The sequence below is a fragment of the Flavobacterium sp. xlx-214 genome, from assembly GCF_013874595.1.
Classification (GTDB): Bacteria; Bacteroidota; Bacteroidia; order Flavobacteriales; family Flavobacteriaceae; genus Flavobacterium.
Window position 1 is genome coordinate 1,787,855 of the sequence record NZ_CP059431.1, and the last position, 16,472, is coordinate 1,804,326.

Genomic DNA, 16,472 nt, shown 5'->3' on the forward strand with positions numbered 1-16,472 from the left:
TGTGAAAACATTGCTTTTATTTATTAATTGCATATAAAACGGCTGCTTTTTCATCCATCAGAATGTTTTTTTCAAAAGAAAGTCCAATCTTTTCTAAGACTTTAATTGAAGCTTTGTTTTCTACCATTGCTTTACCAACAATTCTACTCAAAGCTAATTTGTTAAAGCCATAATTTAAACAAGCAGTAGCGCTTTCAGTTGCAAAGCCTTTATTCCAATATTCTTCAAAGAAGCGAAAGCCAATATCCGTTTCGTTTTGATTTTTATCATATTTTAAACCACACCAACCTATAAATGTGTTAGTATCTTTTGTAATGCAAGCCCATCTTCCGTAACCATTATCTACATAATCTTTGTAATTTTCAAGAAATATTTTTGCATCTTCAATAGAATCAAATGGTTTATCGCCTGTATATTGAATATTTTTTGGATTTAGATTCAACTGATAAAACGATGAAGCATCAGTAATGTTTAATTCCCTTAATATAAGTCGATTGGTTTCTAAAATACATTTCATAAGTAAACAAATTTATTGATAAGGAACAACTTCTGGTTTGCCATAATCAAACTGTTGTAAATTAAAATTAGTATTTCTTAAGTTGTTGGTTTTAAAAATATTACGACCGTTTCCTGGGATATTTGGATAAAAAGCAAGTGATAATTGAAATTTACTAAAAACCAAATAATCGTTACTTATTACTACACCTAAACCTATTTTACTGTACATTTCTTTGGTTACAAAAGTATTGTGATTATCGCCCATAAAACCAATAGAAGCATTAAAAAATGGACTAAAACGAAAGCCTAAAAACTCATTAGGTGCATAAGATTGTAATTGAAAATTAAACAATACCTTTTTGGTTCCACGTAATTCATAACTATCAAAACCATCAATTCCGTAAGCGCCATTTAAAGTTATTTTATCCATAGCATAATCCCATCGGTTCAGTCCAATAACAATTTCTGGGTTAAAAAAGTGTCTGAACTTCCAGCTTCCTAAATGATATAATTTAGAAAAATACAATCCTTCTGCTCTAAAAACGCCTTCTTCAAAACGTTTGTTATTTATGTAAGAACCCCATTGAATTTCGCCACCAAAATAGCCCGATGAAGTATATTTTCCAAGTGCAAATTGGGCGCCAACATACGTTCTGTTGATTCCGTTTTTATGTTGCGTTCCTGCAGTAAGCATAAAAGTTTTTCCCACGGCTATATCCTCAATCATGTCATAGTAAAAAATATATTTGTCTTGCACATAATTTACAGATGCTAACCCCACAGTTGCTAAATACATTTTTTGATCAGTGTATAATAAGTAAGGATCGTATTCACCTGTTGGATTTTCTACATAATTTCTTGAATAATATCGAGCCGATGTAATTAAATTGGTTTGTACTTTGTGTAAATTATTGTATCGATAATAAACAGGAGTTGAATGTCCTAACCAAGTATCAAAATCGTTTGATTTAAAACTTTGTAGTTTTCGAATGTTTTCATTATTAGGAACAGAATCTCTTGTTGATGTTTGGTATAAAGTTACACCACCTGCCCAACGTGTTAAAGGCGAATAAAAAGTACGATTTACATAGGCTTGTTTGACGTAATTCTCTGCTAAATCTATATTATAATAAACACCCGCATTTACATAACTTTGCATGATATTATTTATTTGATATTGCATGCGGTAAGCATTTCTTCCTTCTTTAAATCGGGTGCGATATTGATTGGAAAAGTAATGACCTAATCCTGCAAAATTGCGATTGGTTAAATTTAAACGACCGCCAGAAGTTGATATAGAGCCTGATGGATACCAGCTCCAAGCATCTAAAACTTTAATCTGCACATCAACAGAATCTGTTGAGCTTTCAACTGCAATTGGTTTAACAGAAACTCTTCTTATAAAGCGTTGTGTACGTAATAAACGCTCGGTTTCTTTTAATTTAAGAGAATCTAAAGGTTGGTTTTTTTTAAAAAGCAACAAGCTACGTACTGTAAATTGCTTGGTTTTTAAATGCATTTTGTTACCTATAACTTCTAGCTTTTTTTTAGGAACACGAGTAGAATCGTAGATAGAAAACCCAAACGGATCATAGGTTTCAATTTTAATATGCCGAATAATTTTTCCTTGAAATTTTTCAAAGTTATACACCAAATCGGGCTGTTTAATAGCCTGTACATTGGTGTTTACATTAGATGCTTTTTTTCTAAAGAGTAGTTTATGTACTTGTTTGGTAAATTTTCCTTTTTTTGAAAAATCTTCAATTTTTTGCATTTGTTGTTGTGTTGTAGAAATACTGTCTGTTTCTTGTGCAAACGTATTTATACAACAACTAAAAAATAAAAGAATAACAACTACAATGCAATTTTTCAAGTTATAGCTAATTTTGTGGTAAATTACTAAAACTTTTTAAAAAGTAAAGCCTTTAGGTGTTAATTTCTAAATCTCTTATATAATCTTCGTATTCATAGAAAAACAGCTCAAATTGAGTCATTTTATCAGCAAAAAAATCATAAATAGTATTCCAACTATTTGTATTATTTACACTTACTTTTTGGTCAATATCAATCCAAATTCTGCTGATGCATTTGCCGTTTGGTAAAAAAAAGTTTCGTTCAAAAATAGCATCAGGTAAAAACTCTTCTTGCAATATGGTTTTTAAAGATTCTACTTTTTCAAAATATATTTTACGTTTTTCTTCATCTTTTGGCTCAATTTCTAAAGCCACTTGTGCTGTTTTATTATCAACAAAGAATTTAAAAGTAACATCTTTAATTTTAGTATTATGCAATAACCATTTTCTAGGATAAGCATCTGCAAAGCCAATCCAAAAATCTTTTTTTAATTTAAGCGCTTCTTCTTTACTAAACATTAAGTATCTTTATATGTATTTTACAACTATTTTATGCAGTTTGAACATTTTTTAAATAAGCTAGATGCCATTTCTACACAGCCCTTGTTTGCTTTAGATGCCCATTTAAAAATGGCACCTTTAGAACGTGTTCAATATCTTCAAAATTACGATTATTCTTTACATAATCCTAAAGCGTCGGCTGTTTTAAGTTTGTTCTATCCAAAAGATGAAAAAGCGCATGTTTTATTAATTGTTCGCTCTTCTTATCCGGGTGTGCATTCTTCGCAAATTGCTTTTCCTGGTGGTAAACAAGAGCTTACCGATATTGATTTGCAAGAAACGGCGCTGCGTGAAACGCACGAAGAAGTTGGCGTAAACCCCAATAAAGTTACAGTTATAAAACAATGGAGCGATATTTACATTCCGCCAAGTAATTTTATTGTTTCTTCTTTTATGGGAATTACAAATAAAACGCCCGAATTTGTATTGCAACCCGATGAAGTTAATTCAATAATTGAATTACCCATAACTGAATTATTAAACGATAATTTGGTTCAAAATGTACGCATGACTACTTCTTACGCGCAAGATATTATGGTACCCGCTTTTGTTATTGAGGATCATATTGTATGGGGCGCAACGGCCATGATTTTAAGTGAAATAAAAGAAACATTGAAAAGTGTATTTTAGAAATTCATTTGTACTTTTGTCAATTAAGTAAAGTAAAACTATGGGGTTGTTTAAAAAAGATCCTTTTGGACATATAATTTTTATTAAAAAATGGTTAATTAGGCTTTTTGGCTTCATTACCCACCGTCGTTACCATGGTTTTAATGAGTTGTTAATTGATGGTTCTGAAATCATTAAAGGCTTACCAGATACAAATGTACTTTTCATATCAAACCATCAAACATATTTTGCCGATGTAGTGGCTATGTTTCATGTATTTAATGCTAGTTTAAAAGGTAGAATTGACAACATAAATAATGTATTTTACATTTGGAATCCTAAGTTGAATTTATATTATGTAAGCGCCAAAGAAACAATGGAGGCAGGTATTTTACCAAGAATTATGGGCTATACAGGCGCCATTACTGTTGAGCGTACTTGGAGACAAAAGGGAAAAGATGTTTCTGAAGCTGAAAAAAAGGCTGTAAACCCAAATGACACCGAAAATATTAAACGCGCCTTACAAGATGGTTGGGTAATTACGTTTCCGCAAGGAACTACAAAATCGTTTAAACCTGTACGTAAAGGTACGGCACATATTATTAAAGAACACAAACCTATTGTGGTGCCTATTGTGATTGATGGATTTCGTAGATCGTTTGATAAAAAAGGGTTGTGGCTAAAAAAGAAAGGAATTTTACAAACGTTTACCATAAAAGAACCTTTACAAATTGATTACGATAATGAAACCATTGATGAAATTGTTGAGAAAATAGAATTTGCTATAGAACAACATCCATCATTTTTAAAGGTAATTCCTACTGAAATTATTGAAAACGATAAAAAATTAAACAAAGACCGTCGTTTTCCGTTTGATTATTAAAAAAGTAATGAATAAAAAGATTATTTACTTATTAACTATTATTTTATTTACAATGATTTCTTGTAATGATAAAATAATTTATTTAGATGATGATAGTTCCTTTAAATATTCAGAAGGTTTTCATTTGAATGATGTTATTACTTTTAGTGTTAACGATTATTATTTGCAAAATGACACGATTTATCAAAACCAAAAGCCTGTCGCTTTATTAATTAAAATAGAGCAACGTTATTTAATTGGTGATATAGTTTTACATATTAAAGATCTACAAAGTAACAATATAGGAAGATATATTGAAAAGTAGTATTAAAAAGCATTTAACGGAATATTAAATCCTAACGAAAAAGTAAATCCTTTAATAGGTTTTAAGCCTTCTTTTATTTTAGTATCAAAACCATAACCTACCGCAATATCCATAATAGTAGCAAAAGTCAAACCTACTTTAGGTGTTACCGTATAGGGTGTTAATTCGCCTTCTACAAAGGGTAAAATTAAATTATCAAAAGTAGGGTAAAATGTAACACTTCCTTCGGGGATCACTCTAAAAGCATCTCTAAAATAGGCAAATTGTGCATTAGCTTCTAGTTTTAATCCAAAAGAATCTCCTGCCATTGGTTGTAAATAGTAACCACCAACTTTTAAAAGATTTCCTGCTTGCGATTGATACGATATGGTTGGACCAACTAAAAAGTCTTGAGCATTAGCATTAAAACCTAATAATAAAATAGCGACTATAATTATCTTTTTCATCTTTATTTTTTGATAAAATAATATTTGGTTTAGAAAAAAGTGTCTTGGTTTTATTTAAACCAAGACACTTTTTTTAAATAGCGTTTATAATAGCTGTAAAATCGGCAACATTTAAGGCAGCGCCACCAATTAAACCTCCGTCAACATCGGGTTGTGCAAAAATAGTTTGCGCATTGTCTGGTTTTACACTACCACCGTATAAAATAGTTACGTTGTTTGCTAAATTACCATACTGATGTGCAATTTGCTCACGAATGAATTGATGCATTTCTTGTGCTTGCTCTGGCGTTGCAGTTTCACCCGTACCAATTGCCCAAACAGGCTCATAAGCAATAACGATATTTTCCCAAGCTTCTTTTGGAAGATGGAACAACGAATCTTTTAATTGATAATACACCACATTCTGAAATTGCTTGCTTTGACGATCTTTTAATTCTTCGCCTACACAAAAAATAACACGCATTTTATGACGTAAAGCTGTGTTAACTTTATCTGCCAAAACCGCAGGTGTTTCTTTAAAATAAAGTCTGCGCTCAGAATGTCCTAAAATAACCGTTTGTACACCAATACTTGTTAACATATCAGCAGAAATTTCTCCTGTAAATGCACCTCCTTCTGCTTGATGCATTGTTTGCGCAGCTACTGTTATATTAATATCTTCTAAAATTTGAGATGCTAACATTAAGTTGGTGAATGATGGAGCCACCATTACTTCAACTTCTTTTCCTGTTGGCATGTTGTTTACCAAATCGTTTAAAAAGGTTGTGGTTTCAGGAGCATTTTTATGCATTTTCCAGTTACCAGCTACTATTTTATGTCTCATAATTAAGGTTGTAATTTGTCTAAAGTTTTTAATAAAAGGGTATCGTTTGCTACAATTGCTTTTTTAAGGGCGATGTTACCTTCTGCGTCTACTAGAATATAACGAGGTATCCAATCTAATTCAATTGATTTACCAAATTCATCCTTCATTTTTTCATTTAAATAGTAATGATTTCCTTTTAAATCATATTTTTTAATAGATTCCTTCCATTTATCAGTTGTTTTATCTAACGATAAAAATACAAACGATGTTTTTGGATATTTTTCTTGTACTTTCTTTAATTCAGGAAACCCTTTAATACAATCAGGGCACCACGATGCCCAAACATCAATAAGAACAGGCGTACCTTTATGTTTGGCAATTAAATCCTTAAAGGTAATTTTATTTCCTTGTAAATCTTCAAACTGTTTGTTTAAGGTAACATCGGCAAATTGTTCATTATGAACATAAACGGTGTCTTTTTTAAGATCTAAAGTATCTTTTAATTCTTTAATTTCTGATGATATTTTTTCATCTACTTTTTTAGTATCGCAACTTATGGTAATAAACCCCAAAGCAAAAAGGGTAACAAAAATTTTTTTCATAGCTATTTCAATTTTATTCGTGGATCTAAATAGGCGTAGATGATATCTACTAAAATGGTGATAATTACAAAAGTGGTTGCAATAACAATAACCGACCCCATAATTACAGGTAAATCTAAATTGTTCAAAGCATCAACTATTTCTTTACCTAAACCGTTCCATCCAAAAATATATTCAACAAAAACCGCACCAGCCAACATAGAAGCAAACCAACCCGATATAGCTGTTACCACAGGATTCAACGCATTTTTTAACGCGTGCTTGGTAATGATTTTATAGGTTGATAAACCTTTTGCCTTTGCTGTACGTATGTATTCTTGGTTTAATACTTCTAATAGAGAATTACGCATTAATTGAATTACCACACCCAACGGACGTATTCCTAAAACAATGGCAGGTAAAATGGCATTTTTTAATGATAAATAAGTTCCTTCGCCAAAATCATCAACTTCGTACATACTACCAGTCATGTTTAAATGCGTGTAATTGTGTAGCAGATACCCAAATATCCAAGCAAACAATATGGCACTAAAAAACGATGGTACACTCATACCCAAGGTACTTACAAACGCAATAAATCGATCAAAAAAACTATTGGCATATAAAGCCGATAAAATTCCTAAAAATACGCCAATAACTACTGCAATAATGATAGATACAACAGCTAACAAAACCGTACTTGGCAATGTGTGCATAATAATATCGGTTACTTTTTTACCATTTTTCTGAAAACTTTCACGTAAATAAGGTGTTTTTAAAACAACGGTATTGTTTGTGGTTTTAAAAAGTTCTGTTCCACCGTATTTTTCTTTGGTGTAAAAAGTATAATGACTTTCGTTGTTTTGATGGATTGATATAGGTGATAAATCGTTTAAATAATACAAATACTGGTTAAAAATAGGTTGATCAAAGCCGTACTTTTTTTTGATTAAAGCCAATTGTTCTGAGTTTTCGTTTTGATCTAACATCATTCTAGCAGGATCGCCAGGTAAAATGTTGAATAAAATGAATACAATAGTGATTACACCAAAAAGTGTAAAAAACGAATAGCCTAATTTATTTAAAAAATACGAAAGCACTATTTTTTAATTTCAGAGTATTTTTTCTTTAAAATAGATTGTAATTCAGAACCAACGAATTTTTTATCATTAATTCCGTCCCATTCTTTCATTTTGTTTCCATTCCAAAAATAAATGATTCCAGGTGTATCTTTATTGTTTCCTAACAATTTCCAGAAAGGAATTACTTCAATAATTTTATAAGGATAATTTGCGCCTGCAAAAGAGAAGAAATCAGGAATTTTCTCAGGTTCTTCGTTCATGAAAACTACTTGTACTTGAGGGAAATTTTTATTCTTTGCCTTCATTTGTGTCAATTCCTTAGCTACATCTCTACAATGCTCGCAACCCGGTACAAATAAAGCGAATATCTTTTTACCTTGATCAATATTTGAAAAATACTGCGCATAGCCCGATTTTACCTGAGCTGGCTCATCAATTACTTCTTTTGCTACTTCTGTAGCAGGTGTTTCATTAGTAACTGTTGTTTCTGTAGGAGCAACCGTAATTGGTTCTGTAGCAGGTGTTTCTATAGTTTCATTCACTTCAAGTGGCGTTTCTATTTCTTCATCAACCACTTCTGTTGCTTTCGGTTGAATAGGCGCCATCATAAACAATGCTAATATTGAAGCAAAAGTAATGGTTGTTAATACCCAAAAGTTACTTTTCTCATCAATAGTTTTTGGAGCAATGTATAAATAAATGATTAGTAATATGATAGCAAATACGTTTTTAATAATTGCTTCAATAGGTGTCATTGGTAAAAGGCTACCAAAACATCCACAATTACCAGAATTCCCTCCTGTTTGAATGGTATCTATTGTTAAATGAACCGTAAAAACAACCAACATTAACATAGTTGCAGGAATGACAATGCGTCTTAAAAAATTATTTTGAAGTAATAAAATACCCAAAGCTAATTCAATTCCTATCAAAATTCTTGAGAAAAATACAGCTGCATCTTCTGAGAATCCCATCGGATATAATTGTTTTACTTCAAAAGTAGAAATGGCGAAATATGGACTTGGGTATAATTTAGCAACAGCAGAAATCAAGAATAAAACCGAAATAATGATTCTGATTGTCCACGGTAAATATTTTTTTAAGTTTTCCATTTTTTAAATTGTTTCTAAAAATAGGGTTAATAATTTATTTTGTAAGGATTTATTGAGCAAAACCCATTAAAATTAATGCAAAAACGGCATAGTTAATCATATCTTGATAATTAGCATCTAAACCTTCTGAAACGATGGTTTTTCCTTGATTATCTTCAATTTGTTTTACACGTAATAATTTTTGAAGAATAATATCAGTATGCGATGAAATGCGCATATCACGCCAAGCCTCGCCATAATCGTGGTTCTTATTCATCATCAATTCTTTAGTAATCGCTATGTGTTTATCATAAAGATCAACAGCTTCTTGGTTTGATAAATCGGGCTGACTTGCAATACCTTTATCCAACTGAATCAAAGCCATAATGCTGTAATTGATAATACCAATAAATTCAGAACTCTCATCTTCATCAATTTTACGCACTTCATTTTCCTGTAACGAACGAATGCGACACGCTTTAATATAAATTTGATCGGTTAGCGATGGTAAACGTAAAATACGCCACGCACAGCCATAATCTTGTAATTTGTTACTATATAATTGACGGCAAATAGCAATAATTTTATCGTATTGTTCCGATGTAGTCAGCATATTCAAGTATCTTTGTATAAATTTTATCAAAAATAACAATCTGTTTGCAGAATAAAAATAAAAGCACGCATTTATTCCAATAAATCATGAAATCTATTAATTGTAAAGGAAAACTGATTGATTTTTCTAGCCCAAAACTAATGGGAATTTTAAATGTTACTCCCAATTCTTTTTTTGATGGTGGAAAATACAATGCTGTTGATAAGCTGGAAGAACAAGTTGAAAAAATGTTGCAAGAAGGTGCTGCTATAATTGATTTAGGCGCCTATTCAACCCAGCCTAATGCTCCTTTTGTTAGTGAGGAAGAAGAATTAGAGCGCATGATTCCGGTTGTTAAGCATTTGGTTGCGCGTTTTCCTGATATTATTTTATCGATTGATACTTTTAGATCCGAAGTTGCCAAGCAAGCGTTAGAAAATGGTGCTGCTATGATAAACGATGTATCAGCAGGTTTTTTAGATGACAAAATGATGCAAGTTGTTGGCGCATTTAAAGTGCCTTATATTATGATGCATATGAAAGGTACGCCGCAAAATATGCAGCAATTTACCGATTATGATGATGTTATACACGATATGATTTATTATTTTTCGGAACGTATTGCAAAGGCAAAAAGCTATGGAATTGTTGATGTAATTATAGATCCTGGATTTGGTTTTTCTAAAACATTAGATCAAAATTACGAAGTGCTTCATAAGTTAGAATTACTGCAAAATTTAGATGTTCCTGTACTTTCTGCACTTTCAAGAAAATCAATGATTTATAAATATTTTCAAACAACACCACAAGAAGCCCTAAACGGAACCACTGTATTAAATACCATTTCTTTAATAAAAGGAGCTCATTTATTGCGTGTGCACGATGTTAAAGAAGCGGTAGAATGTGTAAAACTATATATGAAAACCTATGAAAACTAATTTTTTTATAGCAGCTTTAAGCGTTTTGCTATTTTCATCTTGCGAACAAAAAGAAATGAAAATTAGTCAATCTGATTATTCTGTAGTAGCCGAATTGAATGATGTAAGTCCTGCTTATATTTTAAAAAACGATGAGGGCAAAGTTGAACTTAAAAAAAACAGTTTAATTGGCAATACGCATTGGGTACTTTCGGTTGAGAGAAATTTAACTTTGGAAGATATTGCACCATCTTTACAAAAATTGACCGAAAAAAAGTTTAAAGTCGGTGGTATGCATGAAGACACTAAAGATATTTATTTAGTTTACAGTGATACTGTTCATAAACAAAATGCCTATGTAAAAATACCTTTTACAAGCATTGCTACAGATGAACCACCTGTGTATGAATTAGCTGCAGGAGTTCAAAGTTTGCATTTAAGTACTATAGATGAAGCTAAAAGTGTTTCAAATTCAAATGCAGTACATACGTATTTACTTAGCTTAGATAAAAAAATGAGTACAGCTACTTTTGCTAATATTTTAATTGAATTAGAAAAAAAGCAAATTGCTAAAAATATTAATGGAGAGGTTTATGTTTATTGATGATGATACGGTTCATTCTTTAAAATAGTAAAGCCTCTATAAATTTGCTCAATCACAAATAAACGTACCATTTGATGCGAAAAAGTCATAGCGGAAAGAGAAATCTTTCCGTTTGCTTTTTTATAAACATCATCAGAAAAACCATACGGTCCGCCAATTACAAAAACAAGTGTTTTAATACCCGCATTCATTTTCTTTTGAAGTTCATCGGCAAAGGCAACACTGCTAAATGTTTTTCCGTTTTCATCCAATAAAACTAAATGATCAGTTGCAGAAAGTTTACTCAGAATTAATTCGCCTTCTTTTTGTTTTTGCTGTGCCTCAGATAAGTTTTTTACGTTTTTAATATCCGCAATAATTTCTAAATCAAACTTAATATAAAAACCTAAACGCTTGGTATATTCATCAATTAATGCTTGTAAGTTTTTATTATCGGTTTTACCAATTGCTAAAAGTTTGATGTTCATAGAAATTTGTTTTTACAAAAATACTTTGGTTTTAACCAATAGGCAAACCATTTTTAGCAGCTTTATTTGTAGTTAATAAAGTAACTTCTTTGTTTTCGCCAACAGCACCCATTACAAGACATTCGCTCATGAAATCAGCAATTTGTTTTGGAGGAAAATTTACAATAGCAATAACTTGTTTTCCAACCAACTCGTTTAAATCATATAAAATGGTAATTTGTGCTGATGTTTTTTTAATACCAATTTCTTCGCCAAAATCAATCCAAAGTTTATAAGCAGGATTTTTAGCTTTTTCAAATATTTGTGCTTCAATAATAGTTCCTACACGAATATCTATTTTTTCAAAGTCGTTCCAAGTAATTTCAGGTTTCATAGTGTTAATTATGTATATTAGATAATATAAAAATTTAATACGCTTTTTTCAATCTATCTAAGTTGATTTTATTATCGCGGTCTTTGATTGTTTCACGTTTATCGTATAGTTTTTTACCTTTTGCTAAAGCAATTTCAACTTTTGCTAAACCTTTTTCATTGGTAAATAGGCGTAACGGTACTATGGTTAAACCTTTATTTTGGACTTCTTTTAGAAGTGATTTTAATTCTTTTTTATTCAGTAATAATTTACGCTCACTTTTAGCTTTGTGATTGTAATGAGTACCAAACGAATATTCTTCAACATGAGAATTAATCATGAATAATTCTCCATTTTGAAATTCACAAAAACTGTCTGCTATTGAAGCTTTTCCTAAACGAATCGATTTAATTTCGGTTCCTGCTAATACAATTCCAGCAGTATATTTATCAATAAATTCAAATTCGAATTTAGCTCGTTTGTTTAATATGTTTACATTTTTTTGCATATACAAATGTAGTAAAACTTATGTTATTTATCTTTTTTCCAAATAGAATATATAATGGCAATGCCCAAAATGCCTGAAATTAAAAAGCCTAATAAGCCTAAAAAAGAATTTCCAAAAAATAAAGGAGGTATTTTTGCCATCATTAAGATGGAAGATCCTATAGATAATGCTGCAATAATGATAGCATAAGTTAAACGATTGGATGCATTTTGTAGCGTTTTCCTTACATCTTCTAAACCTTCTACTTCAAAATTGACTTTTAATTTATCATCCTTTATTTTTTCTAATAAAACGGTTAAATCATCTGGTAAATTTTGCAAGTTTGAAGCTAATATTTTTATATGCTTTAATGATTTTTGAGCAATTTGTTTGGGTCCGTATTTTTTTAAAGCAAGCTCATTGGCATACGGACGCATGCTTTCCATTACGTTTAATTCGGGGTCTAATTGTTTACCAATTCCTTCAATAATCGATATTCCACGCATCAGTAAATAAATAAACTCGGGCATTAAAACATGATTACTTGCCATGATTGATTTCACTTTCATTACAATATCATTTACGTTGATTTCATTTAAAGCAGTATGCTCTAGCATATGAAAAATATCGTAAATATCACGTTCTAGCTTTTTCTCATCTTCTATATGATATTCTATTGCCAAACGTTTGATTAAGCGAATGATTTTCTTGGCATCTTGTAACAAGAAGTTCTCTATAATGCCTTCTAAAAGTTCCATATCGCTTTTCATTATTTGACCCATAGAGCCAAAATCAATAAAGCAAACCTTTTGGTTGTTCATAATGAAAACATTACCCGGATGAGGATCGGCATGAAAAAAACCATCTTCTAACACCATTTTCATAAATAAAACAATGCCTAATTGAGCAACTTCTGGCGGTTTCATACCAATTTCGATGATTTTTTCTTTGTTGTTCACTTTAAAACCATCGATAAATTCCATAGTTAAAATGGCGTTGTTAGATAGTTCTTTGTAAGTGGTTGGTACGTAAACCTGATTGCGCTTTTCAAAGTTTTTTCGAAACTTTTCAATATTATGAAATTCGTTGGTAAGCGATAATTCTCGATACATATTGTTTTCAAAAGAATTAATCAATTGATTAAGGCTCATTTTTCTCGCTGTATCGTAATTTTTTTCGAGAATTTTTGCTAAATCCTTCATGATCATAATATCTGATCGAATAATTTCATCAATAGTTGCTCTTTTAACTTTAACAACTACTTTTTCACCATTGATCAATCGTCCCACATATACTTGCGAAATAGAGGCAGAGGCAATAGGTTCTGGATTGATGTATTCAAAATATTCTTTAGGATCAATTAAAAGCTCATCGGCAATTTTTTGATAGATATCTAAAGGTTCTGGTGGAACATTGTCTTGTAATTCTGCTAATTCAGCAATCATTTCAGGAGGTAAAATGTCTTCACGATTACTAAACATTTGACCCAATTTTACGTATGTAGGTCCTAATTCTTCTAAAGCCAAGCGTACGCGTTTGTAAACACCTAACTTAAAAATTTCTTCGCCTCGTTTAGATCGAACGAAACCTTTGGGTAAAAACTTTTCTGCACTTGTGCGGGCAATAATATCATCAAAACCGTATTTAGATAAAATACTGAGTACGTTACCAATACGCTTTATTTTCTTGATTTGATTCATAACTTCTTAGCTTGATTAAAAGATATAAAAAAAGTAGCAAGATTTATCTTACTACTTTCTTAAACTTACTTTAAATTATTCTTTAATCGAAGTATTTGTTTTTTTAGTGGTTACTTTTAACTCATCTTTATCTTTGGCTTTATCCATAACTAAAACATCGTTTTCATGAATATTACCATTAATAATTTCTTCGGCTAATAAATCTTCCACATATTTTTGAATAGCACGTTTTAACGGACGCGCACCATATTGTTTATCAAAACCTTTATCAGCAATAAAATCAAGTGCTTTTGATGTTAACTCTAAATTGTAACCTAAAGCTTTTACGCGTTGATATAATTTTTCAATTTCAATATGAATAATTTTGTGAATGTCTTCTTTTTCAAGCGTGTTAAACACAATAACATCATCAATTCTATTCAAAAATTCTGGTGCAAAGGCTTTCTTTAAAGCATTTTCAATAACCGATTTTGTTAAATCGTCTTGCTGATCTTGTTTTGATTTTGTTCCAAAACCAACGCCTGTACCAAAATCTTTTAATTGACGTGCACCTACGTTAGATGTCATAATGATGATGGTATTTCTAAAGTCGATTTTTCTACCTAAACTATCCGTTAAATGCCCATCATCTAAAACTTGTAATAGCATATTAAAGACATCAGGATGTGCTTTTTCAACCTCATCTAACAAAATAACAGAATACGGTTTTCTACGAACTTTCTCGGTTAATTGACCACCTTCTTCATAACCAACATATCCTGGAGGTGCACCTACTAAACGCGAAATAGCAAATTTCTCCATGTATTCGCTCATATCAATTCGAATCAAAGCATCCTCAGAATCAAAAATTTCTTTAGCAATAACTTTTGCTAATTGTGTTTTACCAACACCTGTTTGACCTAAAAATATAAACGAACCAATAGGTTTATTAGGATCTTTTAACCCAGCACGGTTACGTTGAATTGATTTTGCAATTTTGGCAACAGCCTCATCTTGACCAATTACTTTGCCTTTGATAGCATCTGGTAATTTGGCTAATTTTTTGCTTTCTGCTTGCGCAATTTTATTAACAGGAATACCGGTCATCATAGAAACAACATCAGCAACATGTTCTTCGGTTACTGTAATTTTGTTGTTTTTAGATTCTTCTTCCCAACGTTCTTGTGCAACTGCTAAATCTTTTTCAATACGCTTTTCATCATCACGTAAAGCTGCCGCTTCTTCGTATTTCTGACGTTTAACAGAATCACTTTTCTTTTCACGAACTTCTTCTAATTCTTTTTCAAGTTTTAAAATATCTTCGGGAACTTCAATATTGGTAATGTGTACACGTGAACCTGCCTCGTCTAACGCATCAATCGCCTTGTCTGGTAAAAAACGATCGGTCATATAACGATTGGTTAATTTTACACAAGCTTCTATAGCTTCTGGCGTATAAATTACATTATGATGATCTTCGTATTTAGGTTTGATGTTGTTTAGAATAATTAAAGTTTCGTCTACCGAAGTAGGTTCTACAATAACTTTTTGAAAACGACGTTCTAACGCACCATCTTTTTCGATGTACTGACGGTATTCATCTAAGGTTGTTGCACCAACACATTGAATTTCACCACGTGCCAATGCTGGTTTAAACATGTTAGAGGCATCTAAAGAACCTGTTGCGCCACCAGCACCTACAATGGTATGAATTTCATCAATAAATAAAATGATATCATCGTTTTTCTCTAATTCATTCATTACCGCTTTCATGCGTTCTTCAAATTGCCCACGGTATTTGGTACCTGCTACTAAACTTGCTAAATCTAACGTTACTACACGTTTGTTAAACAAAATTCTAGATACTTTTTTCTGAATAATTCTTAAAGCCAAACCTTCTGCAATTGCCGATTTACCAACACCTGGTTCACCAATTAACAACGGATTGTTTTTCTTACGACGCGAAAGAATTTGTGAAACACGTTCTATTTCTTTTTCACGCCCTACAACAGGATCTAATTTTCCTTGTTCAGCCATTTCAGTTAAATCACGACCAAAATTATCCAAAACGGGTGTTTTAGATTTTTTGCCTGCTTTGTTTTGAGCTGATGGATTATTAAAACTATCTGACATATTGTCACCTCTGTCTTCATCATCAAAAGAACTGTTACGTGGTTGCTCACTTAACGATTCTGAATTAGACAATAAACTAACAAATTCTTCTTTTGCACTATCATAATCTACTTTACAACGATTTAGTAAAATAGTAGAAGGATCTTCTGAATTTCTTAGTATAGACATAAGGATATGACCTGTGTTAATAACTTCGGTTTTATATAATTTTTTTTCTAGAAAAGCACGTTTTAATGCGTTTTCTGCTTGTTTTGTAAGATGAATGTTCTTTTTTTCGGCATTTATCATCTTGTTTGGATTTTCTGGAATCAATGCTTCAAATCGATTGCGCAAGAAATCTAAATCAATAGATAAGTTTTGCAATATGGTGATCGCTTCTCCTTGACTTTCACGTAGAATGCCAAGCATTATGTGTTCTGTACCAATATAGTCGTGCCCTAAACGTAAAGCTTCATCTCTACTAAAGGTAATTACTTCCTTTACTCTTGGTGAAAAATTGTCGTCCATTTTGATTAAATATTTAGGGAT

19 protein-coding genes are annotated in these 16,472 nt (G+C 31.4%); 5 read left to right on the forward strand and 14 right to left on the reverse strand.

Features of this window, described 5'->3' with window-relative positions; translation table 11 throughout:
* Positions 1-16 precede the first annotated feature (16 nt).
* The 3 genes from H1R17_RS08450 to H1R17_RS08460 are packed head-to-tail and all read right to left on the reverse strand — an operon-like array spanning position 17 to position 2,870.
* The gene (locus tag H1R17_RS08450) at positions 17-517 is read right to left on the reverse strand and encodes a GNAT family N-acetyltransferase (protein ID WP_163432348.1); all 501 of its coding nucleotides are present in this window, start codon (positions 515-517) and stop codon (positions 17-19) included.
* A 12-nt stretch (positions 518-529) separates the two neighbouring features.
* The gene (locus tag H1R17_RS08455; RefSeq protein ID WP_163432347.1) at positions 530-2,371 is read right to left on the reverse strand and encodes a hypothetical protein; all 1,842 of its coding nucleotides are present in this window, start codon (positions 2,369-2,371) and stop codon (positions 530-532) included.
* 52 nt (positions 2,372-2,423) lie between these two features.
* Entirely contained in the window at positions 2,424-2,870 is a 447-nt protein-coding gene (locus H1R17_RS08460) for a DUF4268 domain-containing protein (RefSeq protein ID WP_163432346.1), read from the reverse strand.
* Positions 2,871-2,903: 33 nt separating this feature from the next.
* Between H1R17_RS08460 and H1R17_RS08465 the strand changes: the two genes are divergently transcribed.
* From H1R17_RS08465 to H1R17_RS08475, 3 genes are read left to right on the forward strand one after another with little or no spacing between them, the layout of a single operon-like run.
* Positions 2,904-3,542, forward strand: a complete 639-nt coding sequence (locus H1R17_RS08465) for a CoA pyrophosphatase (RefSeq protein ID WP_163432345.1) — start codon at positions 2,904-2,906, stop codon at positions 3,540-3,542.
* Positions 3,543-3,582: 40 nt separating this feature from the next.
* A complete protein-coding gene (locus tag H1R17_RS08470) occupies positions 3,583-4,404 on the forward strand; it encodes a 1-acyl-sn-glycerol-3-phosphate acyltransferase (RefSeq protein WP_163432344.1) in 822 nt (273 codons plus the stop codon).
* 7 nt (positions 4,405-4,411) lie between these two features.
* Positions 4,412-4,708, forward strand: a complete 297-nt coding sequence (locus H1R17_RS08475; RefSeq protein ID WP_163432343.1) for a hypothetical protein — start codon at positions 4,412-4,414, stop codon at positions 4,706-4,708.
* A gap of 2 nt (positions 4,709-4,710) precedes the next feature.
* On the opposite strand, the gene H1R17_RS08480 is transcribed toward H1R17_RS08475, so the two are convergent.
* The 6 genes from H1R17_RS08480 to H1R17_RS08505 form a co-directional block, all read right to left on the reverse strand.
* Positions 4,711-5,154, reverse strand: a complete 444-nt coding sequence (locus tag H1R17_RS08480) for a hypothetical protein (RefSeq protein WP_163432342.1) — start codon at positions 5,152-5,154, stop codon at positions 4,711-4,713.
* Between the two features lie 73 nt (positions 5,155-5,227).
* Positions 5,228-5,977: a triose-phosphate isomerase gene (gene tpiA, locus H1R17_RS08485; RefSeq protein ID WP_163432341.1), complete on the reverse strand. Its 750-nt coding sequence runs from the start codon at positions 5,975-5,977 to the stop codon at positions 5,228-5,230.
* Between the two features lie 2 nt (positions 5,978-5,979).
* Positions 5,980-6,561 (reverse strand): TlpA disulfide reductase family protein, encoded by a 582-nt coding sequence (locus H1R17_RS08490; protein WP_163432340.1) that lies wholly within the window; start codon positions 6,559-6,561, stop codon positions 5,980-5,982.
* Positions 6,562-6,563: 2 nt separating this feature from the next.
* Complete coding sequence (locus tag H1R17_RS08495) at positions 6,564-7,640, reverse strand: ABC transporter permease (protein WP_163432339.1); 1,077 nt, start codon at positions 7,638-7,640, stop codon at positions 6,564-6,566.
* Positions 7,640-8,734 carry a DoxX family protein gene (locus H1R17_RS08500; RefSeq protein WP_163432338.1) on the reverse strand — a complete coding sequence of 365 codons (1,095 nt, stop codon included), beginning with the start codon at positions 8,732-8,734 and terminating at the stop codon, positions 7,640-7,642. The genes H1R17_RS08495 and H1R17_RS08500 overlap by 1 nt, the downstream gene beginning before the upstream one ends.
* Positions 8,735-8,783: 49 nt before the next feature.
* A complete protein-coding gene (locus H1R17_RS08505; protein WP_163432337.1) occupies positions 8,784-9,326 on the reverse strand; it encodes a DUF1599 domain-containing protein in 543 nt (180 codons plus the stop codon).
* An 86-nt stretch (positions 9,327-9,412) separates the two neighbouring features.
* On the opposite strand from H1R17_RS08505, the gene folP reads away from it, so the two are divergent.
* The gene (gene folP, locus H1R17_RS08510; RefSeq protein WP_163432336.1) at positions 9,413-10,243 is read left to right on the forward strand and encodes a dihydropteroate synthase; all 831 of its coding nucleotides are present in this window, start codon (positions 9,413-9,415) and stop codon (positions 10,241-10,243) included.
* On the forward strand, positions 10,233-10,826 hold the full coding sequence (locus H1R17_RS08515) for a hypothetical protein (protein WP_163432335.1): 594 nt from the start codon (positions 10,233-10,235) through the stop codon (positions 10,824-10,826). Before folP ends, H1R17_RS08515 begins: the two co-directional genes overlap by 11 nt.
* Here H1R17_RS08515 and rlmH read toward each other — a convergent pair.
* The 5 genes from rlmH to H1R17_RS08540 all read right to left on the reverse strand — a co-directional run bounded on the left by rlmH (position 10,820) and on the right by H1R17_RS08540 (position 16,451).
* Positions 10,820-11,293 carry a 23S rRNA (pseudouridine(1915)-N(3))-methyltransferase RlmH gene (rlmH, locus tag H1R17_RS08520; RefSeq protein WP_163432334.1) on the reverse strand — a complete coding sequence of 158 codons (474 nt, stop codon included), beginning with the start codon at positions 11,291-11,293 and terminating at the stop codon, positions 10,820-10,822. The two genes, H1R17_RS08515 and rlmH, sit on opposite strands and share 7 nt — an antisense overlap.
* Before the next feature lie 31 nt (positions 11,294-11,324).
* Positions 11,325-11,666 (reverse strand): tRNA-binding protein, encoded by a 342-nt coding sequence (locus H1R17_RS08525; RefSeq protein WP_163432333.1) that lies wholly within the window; start codon positions 11,664-11,666, stop codon positions 11,325-11,327.
* 34 nt (positions 11,667-11,700) lie between these two features.
* Positions 11,701-12,153, reverse strand: coding sequence for an SsrA-binding protein SmpB (gene smpB, locus H1R17_RS08530; protein WP_163432332.1), 453 nt, complete (start codon positions 12,151-12,153; stop codon positions 11,701-11,703).
* A gap of 23 nt (positions 12,154-12,176) precedes the next feature.
* The gene (locus H1R17_RS08535; RefSeq protein ID WP_163432331.1) at positions 12,177-13,832 is read right to left on the reverse strand and encodes an AarF/ABC1/UbiB kinase family protein; all 1,656 of its coding nucleotides are present in this window, start codon (positions 13,830-13,832) and stop codon (positions 12,177-12,179) included.
* A gap of 75 nt (positions 13,833-13,907) precedes the next feature.
* Complete coding sequence (locus tag H1R17_RS08540; RefSeq protein ID WP_163432330.1) at positions 13,908-16,451, reverse strand: ATP-dependent Clp protease ATP-binding subunit; 2,544 nt, start codon at positions 16,449-16,451, stop codon at positions 13,908-13,910.
* Between the last annotated feature and the right edge of the window lie 21 nt (positions 16,452-16,472).

What these genes read in the sequence shown, in the direction of transcription:
- H1R17_RS08450 (WP_163432348.1), bottom strand. Translation starts at nt 517, where the DNA reads ATGAAATGTATTTTAGAAACCAATCGACTTATATTAAGGGAATTAAAC.
- H1R17_RS08460 (WP_163432346.1), bottom strand. Translation starts at nt 2,870, where the DNA reads ATGTTTAGTAAAGAAGAAGCGCTTAAATTAAAAAAAGATTTTTGGATT.
- H1R17_RS08465 (WP_163432345.1), top strand. Translation starts at nt 2,904, where the DNA reads ATGCAGTTTGAACATTTTTTAAATAAGCTAGATGCCATTTCTACACAG.
- H1R17_RS08470 (WP_163432344.1), top strand. Translation starts at nt 3,583, where the DNA reads ATGGGGTTGTTTAAAAAAGATCCTTTTGGACATATAATTTTTATTAAA.
- H1R17_RS08475 (WP_163432343.1), top strand. Translation starts at nt 4,412, where the DNA reads ATGAATAAAAAGATTATTTACTTATTAACTATTATTTTATTTACAATG.
- H1R17_RS08480 (WP_163432342.1), bottom strand. Translation starts at nt 5,154, where the DNA reads ATGAAAAAGATAATTATAGTCGCTATTTTATTATTAGGTTTTAATGCT.
- tpiA (WP_163432341.1), bottom strand. Translation starts at nt 5,977, where the DNA reads ATGAGACATAAAATAGTAGCTGGTAACTGGAAAATGCATAAAAATGCT.
- H1R17_RS08490 (WP_163432340.1), bottom strand. Translation starts at nt 6,561, where the DNA reads ATGAAAAAAATTTTTGTTACCCTTTTTGCTTTGGGGTTTATTACCATA.
- H1R17_RS08500 (WP_163432338.1), bottom strand. Translation starts at nt 8,734, where the DNA reads ATGGAAAACTTAAAAAAATATTTACCGTGGACAATCAGAATCATTATT.
- H1R17_RS08505 (WP_163432337.1), bottom strand. Translation starts at nt 9,326, where the DNA reads ATGCTGACTACATCGGAACAATACGATAAAATTATTGCTATTTGCCGT.
- folP (WP_163432336.1), top strand. Translation starts at nt 9,413, where the DNA reads ATGAAATCTATTAATTGTAAAGGAAAACTGATTGATTTTTCTAGCCCA.
- H1R17_RS08515 (WP_163432335.1), top strand. Translation starts at nt 10,233, where the DNA reads ATGAAAACTAATTTTTTTATAGCAGCTTTAAGCGTTTTGCTATTTTCA.
- rlmH (WP_163432334.1), bottom strand. Translation starts at nt 11,293, where the DNA reads ATGAACATCAAACTTTTAGCAATTGGTAAAACCGATAATAAAAACTTA.
- H1R17_RS08525 (WP_163432333.1), bottom strand. Translation starts at nt 11,666, where the DNA reads ATGAAACCTGAAATTACTTGGAACGACTTTGAAAAAATAGATATTCGT.
- smpB (WP_163432332.1), bottom strand. Translation starts at nt 12,153, where the DNA reads ATGCAAAAAAATGTAAACATATTAAACAAACGAGCTAAATTCGAATTT.
- H1R17_RS08535 (WP_163432331.1), bottom strand. Translation starts at nt 13,832, where the DNA reads ATGAATCAAATCAAGAAAATAAAGCGTATTGGTAACGTACTCAGTATT.
- H1R17_RS08540 (WP_163432330.1), bottom strand. Translation starts at nt 16,451, where the DNA reads ATGGACGACAATTTTTCACCAAGAGTAAAGGAAGTAATTACCTTTAGT.